9 protein-coding genes and 1 pseudogene are annotated in these 9,278 nt (G+C 33.4%); 9 read left to right on the forward strand and 1 reads right to left on the reverse strand.

Annotated elements, in window-relative coordinates; translation table 11 throughout:
• Nucleotide 1: 1 nt before the first annotated feature.
• The 9 genes and pseudogenes from metG to VIL26_00400 all read left to right on the forward strand — a co-directional run bounded on the left by metG (nt 2) and on the right by VIL26_00400 (nt 8,602).
• Nucleotides 2-1,486 (forward strand): annotated as a pseudogene (metG, locus tag VIL26_00360) (methionine--tRNA ligase).
• A gap of 33 nt (nt 1,487-1,519) precedes the next feature.
• Entirely contained in the window at nt 1,520-2,293 is a 774-nt protein-coding gene (locus VIL26_00365; GenBank protein HEY8389399.1) for a TatD family hydrolase, read from the forward strand.
• A 23-nt stretch (nt 2,294-2,316) separates the two neighbouring features.
• Nucleotides 2,317-2,913 carry a TatD family nuclease-associated radical SAM protein gene (locus VIL26_00370; protein ID HEY8389400.1) on the forward strand — a complete coding sequence of 199 codons (597 nt, stop codon included), beginning with the start codon at nt 2,317-2,319 and terminating at the stop codon, nt 2,911-2,913.
• A 159-nt stretch (nt 2,914-3,072) separates the two neighbouring features.
• Nucleotides 3,073-3,939: a cation diffusion facilitator family transporter gene (locus VIL26_00375; protein HEY8389401.1), complete on the forward strand. Its 867-nt coding sequence runs from the start codon at nt 3,073-3,075 to the stop codon at nt 3,937-3,939.
• 156 nt (nt 3,940-4,095) lie between these two features.
• Complete coding sequence (gene ung, locus VIL26_00380; protein HEY8389402.1) at nt 4,096-4,800, forward strand: uracil-DNA glycosylase; 705 nt, start codon at nt 4,096-4,098, stop codon at nt 4,798-4,800.
• Nucleotides 4,800-5,483: a hypothetical protein gene (locus VIL26_00385; GenBank protein HEY8389403.1), complete on the forward strand. Its 684-nt coding sequence runs from the start codon at nt 4,800-4,802 to the stop codon at nt 5,481-5,483. Before ung ends, VIL26_00385 begins: the two co-directional genes overlap by 1 nt.
• Before the next feature lie 109 nt (nt 5,484-5,592).
• The gene (locus tag VIL26_00390; GenBank protein HEY8389404.1) at nt 5,593-6,855 is read left to right on the forward strand and encodes a trypsin-like peptidase domain-containing protein; all 1,263 of its coding nucleotides are present in this window, start codon (nt 5,593-5,595) and stop codon (nt 6,853-6,855) included.
• Nucleotides 6,856-6,958: 103 nt separating this feature from the next.
• The gene (locus tag VIL26_00395) at nt 6,959-7,204 is read left to right on the forward strand and encodes an acyl carrier protein (protein HEY8389405.1); all 246 of its coding nucleotides are present in this window, start codon (nt 6,959-6,961) and stop codon (nt 7,202-7,204) included.
• Nucleotides 7,205-7,330: 126 nt separating this feature from the next.
• A complete protein-coding gene (locus VIL26_00400) occupies nt 7,331-8,602 on the forward strand; it encodes a trypsin-like peptidase domain-containing protein (protein ID HEY8389406.1) in 1,272 nt (423 codons plus the stop codon).
• A 41-nt stretch (nt 8,603-8,643) separates the two neighbouring features.
• On the opposite strand, the gene VIL26_00405 is transcribed toward VIL26_00400, so the two are convergent.
• Nucleotides 8,644-9,207: a hypothetical protein gene (locus tag VIL26_00405; GenBank protein ID HEY8389407.1), complete on the reverse strand. Its 564-nt coding sequence runs from the start codon at nt 9,205-9,207 to the stop codon at nt 8,644-8,646.
• Nucleotides 9,208-9,278: the final 71 nt, after the last annotated feature.

Raw genomic sequence — 9,278 nt, forward strand, 5'->3', positions numbered from 1 at the left:
TTTGGGACATTGTTATACTACAGTTAGTTGCGATGCTATAGCAAGATTTAAAAGACTTCAAGGCTATGATGTCTATTACCTCACAGGCACAGACGAACACGGTCAAAAAATCGAAGAACGAGCAAAAGCAAAAGGCGTAACTCCCAAGGAGTTTGTGGACAAACTTGTAGAGGACATAAAAAAGCTTTGGCAGCTTCTTGATATTGATTATACCAAGTTTATAAGAACTACTGACGAAGACCATGAAAAAGCGGTCGCTAAAATATTCACCAAATTATACGAAAAAGGCGATATATATAAATCAACTTATGAAGGCTGGTATTGTACGCCCTGTGAATCATATTGGACGCAATCTCAGCTTGTGGACGGCAAGTGCCCTGATTGCGGACGAGAAGTTAAACTTACCAAGGAAGAAAGCTACTTTTTTAGATTGTCCAAGTATCAGGACAAAATAACCGAGTTATTGACTAAAACGGACTTTTTGCAACCTAAAAGCCGCGTTAACGAAATGGTCAATAACTTCCTAAAGCCTGGTCTTACAGACTTGTCGGTATCGCGTACAAGTTTCAAGTGGGGCGTTCCCGTTCCTTTTGATAATGACCATGTTATATATGTTTGGATTGACGCTCTTTCCAATTACATCACAGCACTTGGATATGGTTCAGATAATGAAGAAACGTTCAAGACATATTGGCCTGCAGATTTACACATGATGGCTAAAGAAATCGTTAGATTCCATTCTATTATATGGCCGGCAATTTTAATGGCATTGGATCTTCCTTTGCCCAAAAAAGTTTTTGGTCATGGCTGGCTTTTGTTTGAAGGTGACAAGATGTCTAAGTCTAAAGGCAATGTAGTTGATCCGTTTATTTTGGTTGATAGATACGGTCTTGACGCCGTTAGATATTATCTTTTGACAGCGTTGCCTTTTGGATCTGATGGAATATACAGCAACGAAGCGTTTATCACTAAAGTCAATACTGATCTAGTCAATACCTTAGGCAATCTTGTTAGTCGTACCATTGCTATGGCTGAACAGTATTTTGACGGTGTTATTCCTGCGCCTTCACTAAAGACCGAGCAGGATGATTTTCTTGTCAATAACATAAAAGGAATTTATGACAAGGTAAGTGCATTACTAGAAAACCTAGAAATCAACAAGGCTGTTGAAGAAATCATTAAGCTTTGCGAGCATGCCAACAAATATATTGACGAAACTGCACCTTGGAAACTTGCAAAAGAGCCTGACGGAAAAGAAAGATTAAGCACAGTTATATATAATCTTTGCGAGTGCATAAGAACTATTGCGGTTGTTTTTCAACCGTTCTTGACACGCACTCCTGATAAAATTTTCCAGCAATTGGGAATAACAGACAACAGTCTAAAGTCATTTGACAGTGCAGGCAAATTCCCTGAACAATTAATCGGATCTAAAGTTCATAAGACCGAAATTTTGTTCCCTAGACTCAATCTCCAACGCGAGTTAGACGAGCTATCTAAGTTATAATAGAAGGCAAAAATGCTTATTGATACTCACGCTCATCTTAACGATGAAACTTATGTAAATAATTATAAAGATATAATTAATGATTTGCCTAAAAGCAATATCGGCAGAATAATTTGCGCAAGCTACGATATACCATCATCAATTTGCGCGCAAAAAATAGCGTCTGAATTTGATATGGTATATTTTTCGGCGGGCACTCATCCGCATTATGCAAAAGACTTTACATCAGAAGATTTGGAGTTTTATAAGTCTTTAAAAGATGAAACCAAGCTTGTAGCTTTTGGCGAAATCGGGCTTGATTATCATTATGATTTTTCTCCTAAATCAAGCCAGCTGTCCGTATTTTCGTATCAGCTTGAAGCAGCATATGAAATGGGCTTGCCTGTAATTGTTCACAGCCGTGAAGCCTATGACGACACCCTAAAGATTTTGGATGATAATGCAGAGTGGACTAAAAACGGCATTTTGATACATTGCTTTTCTGGCACTCTAGACTATGCCCAAGAATTTTTAAAACGTGGCTTTTATCTTTCTTTTGGCGGTGCGATCACTTATAAAAACAACAAAACAGCGTATGATGTTTTGAAAAATATATCTTTAGACAATGTGGTATTAGAAACTGATTGTCCTTATCTGACACCCGTTCCTTATAGAGGCAAAGTCAATGAGCCCAAATACGTCAATCTTGTAGCTCAAAAGATAGCCGAATGGAAAGGGCTTTCTAAAGAAGAAGTTGAAGATATTACCACAAAAAATGCATTTAGATTTTTTAGCAAAATGAAATAATGCAATGCAGGATATAATCCCTAATGAATAATTTTGTATATAAATTTGCCGATAAGCTTTATATAAACCTTACCAACAGATGCAGTAATAACTGTACATTTTGCCTAAGAAATAACGGCGACGAGGTGGGGGGATATTATCTTTGGCTAGATCGTGAGCCTACAGCGCTAGAAGTTATAGACATTCTCAAAAAAGAAGATGTTAAGAAATATCCAGAAATAGTTTTTTGCGGATATGGAGAGCCTACATACAGGATTAATGAAATCGAAGAAATCGGAAAATATCTGAAAAGCCAAGGCGCTACCACCAGGCTTGACACCAACGGACAAGGCAATCTAATTAACGGTTTCAATATAGTACCTAAACTTATTAACGCTATTGACAAAGTCAGCATAAGTCTTAATCAGCATAACGCAAAAGAATATGACAAAATATGCTTAAGCGAGTTTGGCGAAAAAGGCTTTGACGCTATGATTGAATTTGCAGTTATGTGCAAAAAGGCTGGGCTTAAGACCAGATTTACGCTAGTAGATGTTTTAGAAAAAGATGATAAAATTAAGTGCAAAGATTTGGCCGACAGCCTTGGAATAGATCTAGAAATCAGAAGTTATATAAAATAATCTTTTTAGACATATTAAAATTCATTAGTTTCAACTTACTTAATTAGCCGTGTCTTACTTACTTAGTTTGACCTTACTTATTGTGTTTTTTTGTTCTTCACATTGATTCATTATATTTTAATATGATATAATGGGGCAATCTAAGAAGGACATTTTTTTATGAATATAAGAACAAAAGCCTTACAAAGGATTAATATAATTTCTCTAATAGTTAACACTTTGCTTGCAGTTATGAAAGTAATTACAGGATTTATAACTATGAGCTCTGCAGTCATGGCAGATGGCGTTCACAGTTTGTCCGATATAGGAACTACCATTATAGCAATGTTTGCAGTCGGCTTTAGCAAAGAAGAAAGCGATAAACGTCATCCTTACGGACACGAGCGCATAGAGTTTGTTATAAGTCTTATTATCGCCTTTATATTAATAATTACCGCGGTTAGCTTTTTGATAAATTCTATAGAGGGTTTATTTGATCCCACTTCTGTTATAAAGCATCTTAACGTATCCATAATTGTTATGGTGGTTTCTGTCTTATTCAAAGAAGGGCTTTATCAGATATCCATGAGAGTAGGCAAAAAATACGAATCTGAAGCTATAAAAGCTGCCGCTGTTGATAACCGTACAGACGCATTGAGTTCTATTGCTGTACTTATTGGTCTTATTTTTGCCGCTTTTAATATATCATTTATGGAAGAAGTGGCTTCTATTGTTGTAGCAGGAATAATCTTGTTTGAGGCAATCAAGATTATTATCGACAGTTCTAAGCAATTAATCGACAGTTCAGTGGGTGAAGAAATCGAAAACAAGATAAGAGAAAGCACAATGAAAAAGACGGACGTTTTAGCGATAGAAAGCCTAAAGACCAGAAAATTTGGAAACCGTCTTTATGTGGATATAGATATAATAGTGGATAAGAACTTAAGCTTTGAAAAAGCGCATGAAATAAGCCATAGCGTACATGACATTATTGAAAAAGAATTTAATGCTAAGCATGTGCAAGTCCATACCAGCCCTTCAAAATAAATACTCTGTCTGATATAATATTGATATGCACATATGTTAATATCAATATGTGCATATATGTGCTTTTATCCATAGCTGTTTTCGGACATTATTTTAGTTGAAATCTAAATTTGCTTATAAAAATCAGTTATGTTAAAATTAAAAAGGTGAACTAAATTGGTAGTTTTTAATAATGATTGGGATGAATATTTGGCTGGAGAATTCAAAAAAGAATATTATCTCAAGATACGCGAATTTTTAAAATCAGAGTATTCAAAGCATACTGTTTATCCTAACATGTATGATATTTTTAATGCGCTAAAAACCACGCCTTTAGATAAAGTAAAAGTAGTATTGCTTGGACAAGATCCTTACCACAATGAAGGACAGGCACATGGAATGTGTTTTTCTGTAAAACCCAATGTAGAAATTCCGCCGTCACTAAAAAACATCTTTTTGGAATTACATAATGATTTGGGAGCAAAAATTCCTGACAATGGCTGTCTTATAGAATGGGCAATGCAGGGAGTATTGCTTTTGAACACTGTGTTGACTGTAAGAGCAGGTATGGCAAACTCGCACAAAAACATAGGCTGGGAAATTTTTACAGATTATGTTATCAAAACAATAAACGACCAAAAGCAAAATGTAGTTTTTTTGCTATGGGGCAATAATGCAAAAAGCAAAAAGCCCTTAATAGATGGCAATAAGCACCTTATTTTGGAAGCCGCACATCCTAGTCCGCTTTCGGCTTTTGCGGGATTTTTTGGATGCTGTCATTTTTCCAAAACCAATCAATACCTGTCTGAGCATAATATAGAGCCAATTAACTGGCAGATTTCAGACAAGGCAGATAATAAGTATTTATACATGGTGAAATAATGAGCGTTTTAATTAAAACCAAAGTTTTAGTTCAAAACAAAGGCCGATTACTTGTTCTTGCACGATCAGATAAAGACAGCGGCATTCAATATGATTTTTTAAGCTGCGAAATTCAGAATAAAGATAATATTCAATTAGAAATCTCTAAACTAGTTCAAAAACAAATTCATATAAAGCCCAAAAGCTGCAAGTTTTTTTTCAATATGCCTCTTAATAGCGCAAGCAAAAGTTCTTTTATAACTCTTTATTATATTTGCGAAATAGATGCTGATGTTTTGAAAATAGAATCTGATTATGACAGCTATTACTGGCTGGAAATCGAAGATATAATTGCGCAACCTGTTTTGCCCTCATGGATGAAGGGCGCAGCATTGTTATTGTCGAGAAAACTTAAAGCTCAACGCCAAAAAGAAGAATATAATCAAGTTTATATATCCGAAGTTTTGAAAGCATTGGGAGCGAAAAAGACACAAAGAGCCAAATCAATAAGCTTTTCTATAAATAATAAGATATTATGCTTAATTAATAATGACGTAATTGAAGTGTTGTATGAAGAAAAGTTAAAACCTGATTTTGAATATAAGGTTATAGTAAAAAAAGGCAATCAATGGCTTCAAATAGAAAAAAGCACGTCAGAAATTGATAAACTAAAGCAATATTTAATAAAAATTATTAATTCTTAAGTTTTTTTATTTTATTTTCGATAGTTAGTCTTTGGTTTTATTAATAATGAAAAATTTTAAAAATTAATGTTATAATAGTAATATAAATATTTTTTAAAAGGATGTATTAATGTATTTTATTCATGAAAGCAAACCTAAAAAAAAATGGGGCTTGATTATAGCGATTGCAATAGTGCTTAGTATTTTATTGGGCATTTTTGTAACTTTTGCAGTTTTCAAAGTCATGCAACCTGAACGTGTTCCTGGCAAGATTATTCAAAAAACGGCAGTTCAATATAATGTTTCAGACGATGCAGTAGTCACGATTGCTCAAAATAATTTGCCTTCAGTGGTAGTAATAGAAACAAGAGGCGGTTCTGAAGTTTATTCAGGTTCAGGTTTTATAGTCGGTTATGTTGAAGATACTACTCATAACGCTACATATCCTATAATAATGACCAATTACCATGTTATTAGTGCTGCTGCTGAAAAAAATGGATATAAGATTTTTATTAAGTTGTTTGACAAAGCAGATTTCTTTAAATCAAACGCCGAAATAATCGGTTTTGATTCAAAAATAGATATAGCTGTTTTAAAATTAAAAGTAGATTTGCAGGATGTTGAGCAAAGAGTTGTCGAATTTGGTAATAGCAGAGGATTGCACTATGGACAAAGAGTAGTCGCAATAGGCAACGCTTTGGGCGGGGGCTTGAGTGTTACAGCGGGTGAAATCAGCATACCCGAAGTAATACAAGAAATCACTTTGGATAACTCTAATGCCAATCAAACAATCCAGCATTTGATTCAAACTAGTGCTGCTATAAACTCAGGCAACAGCGGCGGTGTTTTGCTTGATATGTCAGATAATGGTAGAGTTATAGGCATTAATACATATAAGCTTATTGCAGATACCAAAGGGGACGTAAATATACCTGCGGATAATGTAGGGCTTGCTGTTCCTTCCAATATGGCAAAGGCAATTTTAGATTATATAAAAAGCTCAAGCAATAATTTTAAGAACTATATAGGCGAAGTTTCTACTGATAGAACATGGGGACTTAATTTATATAATCTTGAAGCAGGATTGGACAGTGAAAATAATAATATTATAAGGACTGCTCAAGAAATTAAATTTGGACAGAAAGTTATAGCAAAAGGCAAAACAATAACCAAGATAAATGGAATAGAGATAAGCAGTTTACATAAAGGTATGTATGTTCCTTCCCCATCTATTTTTACTGAACTTGAACTATATTACGGTTCAAACGCTGATTCAGGACTGCAAGAAAATAAATTTTATAACTTAAATTTGACTATAGATGGCGAAGACTTTAAAATACCTAATCTTTATCTTCAGAGAGAAATCTCTTGGATGAATGAATTTTTAAAATAAATAAAAGATAATTGATATTTTTTAATTTTAATTAATCGATTGTCTTTTTATATGTTATAATATATAATAGTTAGGGTTTATACCGTCTGCTACGGAGGAAAAAATGGAAGAAAATATTATATTTGAAAAAGTAAAGGATGTTTTAACTCGTCAATTGAAAATAAAAGATCCTGCCAAAATTACTATGGAATCGGATATAGTTGCTGATTTTAATGCAGATTCGATAGATGTAATTGAAATGCTTATGGAACTTGAGGATACTTACAACATTTCAGTTCCTAGCGAAAAAGCATTGGAAATGAAAAAGGTTAAGGATTTGGTTGCATTTTTGAGTACAGTTATTAAGTAACTCTAATTTTGCATTAAATTAAAATTTGATTAAAAATGTCTTATTAAGGCTTAGGTGTATTTACCGAGCCTTTTTTTTGTGCTAACATGTATATGTAAAAAACATATATGTGTAGGTGGAAAGCTTATGAAAAAAAGTATTAAGATATTTTCAGTTACATTAATTACTTTGTTATGTTTTGGCATTTTTGCTTCATGCGGACTGTCAATAGATTTTATAAAAGACAAAAACAAAGGCATTGGAAATTTTTCATACAATATCAAAGATGAAGAACCTTCAAAATACTCTTATTCAAGCACAGCAGAAATGCTAAATGCTGTATTGAAAGGAACGACAGAGATTGTTTTGAATTATCAATATACAACTTATGATTTTTGGAGAAGACCTTCAAAAGTTTCTGGTTCTTCAAGCGGAAGCGGATTAATTGTAGGAAAAACTGATAATGGATATCCTATAATTATTACCAATTACCATGTTATTCAATATGCTTTTCTTGATACCAAAGTAGATTATGAAATCTATGTAAAATTGACTGATAAAGCTTCTTATTATTCACAGCAAGTAACAATACTTGGCTATGATGCCGATATGGATATTGCAATATTATTACTAGAAAAAGAATTAAGTGATATTGATGATCGTGTTTTATCATGGGGAAACAGCAGAGCGGTCTATAGAGGAGAAGAAGTATATGCAATTGGAAATGCTTTGGGATATGGTTCATCTCTTACTAAAGGTATTATAAGTATTTCAGAAGAAATTCTTTTATATGATGATAACGATACTAATGATGAATCGGACGATATTTATAAACATGTAATAAGACATGATGCTTCTATTAATTCAGGCAACAGCGGCGGCGTTTTGGTTAATGCTTTGGGTGAAGTAATTGGAATTAACAGCTATGGATATCTAACAAACGATAACGTAGCTGCAGAAAATATGAGTCTTGCAATTCCGTCTAATATGGCTAGAGCAATTTGTGATTATGTTTTACTAAATTATGAAGGCCAAGCAATAGATGCATCAGTTGCAAGAGAAGATTTTAAACAGGTTTTGAGAGTAATTAATGCCGCTATGGATGAAGATGACAACAATATTTTGGTAGTTACTGAAGCTATTTCTACGCTTGGCTTACAAAAGAATGATGTTTTGCTAGAAGTCAATGGAATTGATGTAAATTATATGTTTTTTGACACTACCCAAATAGTAAGTCCTTCAATTCTCTTGGAGTTAAGCTATTATTACACTAAAGACGAAGTTACATCGTATGAATTAATTCTTAAGGTAAAAAGAAACGGACAAGAAAAAGAAATCCATACTGGTTATTATTATACAGAAGAATTTTTCCCAGTATGGTATAAAGAAATTCCGTTTAATTACGATCTAGCAGCATAGATTAGTAAAAAAGCCGCATCCAGTTTGATGCGGCTTAAATTTTATGCATTAACATTTTTGGAAGTTTTTTTAATTGAAAAGCAAAATTTGTTTTCTAGCAATCTAGCTTTTGAACAGCTGTTATATACCAAAAGTGAAAAGCTGTAATCAATGCAATGATGCGCCAATGTTATAAGTCCAACTTCTATCATAATGTAATAGATAGTTATTTCTTGATGATTAATTGCCATAAAGACGGCGACAACGATTATTTCTGCCACTGCATGAATTAAACCCGTCACAACTCCGCCTAAAGCGATATTTAGTCCTTTGGTGATAATTCCTTTTTTTATAGCAAATGCACCTGGAATTATAAAAACGATATGCGAAGCAGCTCTTAGAGCAACAATAGGCGGAGATTTCAAAAAGAAAGCAAGAGTTGTGCCTATGCAGCTCATTATTGCAGTATAAGGCGAAATAAACATTGCTATAATAATAGGTACATGTGAAAATAGTGTAAATGTAGTAAACGGCAATGTTATAGTCGGCATAAAATATGGCATAACAAAGCTAAGTGCAACCAAAACGGCTGTAATGGCAATGGTCTTGGTTTTATTTTTATTCATTATTTTATCCTTTAAAATTAAAAATTTTGTTTTCAAACTTTAGTCTATCATATTGCAAAATAATTTTCAAA

The sequence above is a fragment of the Clostridia bacterium genome, from assembly GCA_036562685.1.
GTDB lineage: Bacteria > Bacillota > Clostridia > Christensenellales > DUVY01 > DUVY01.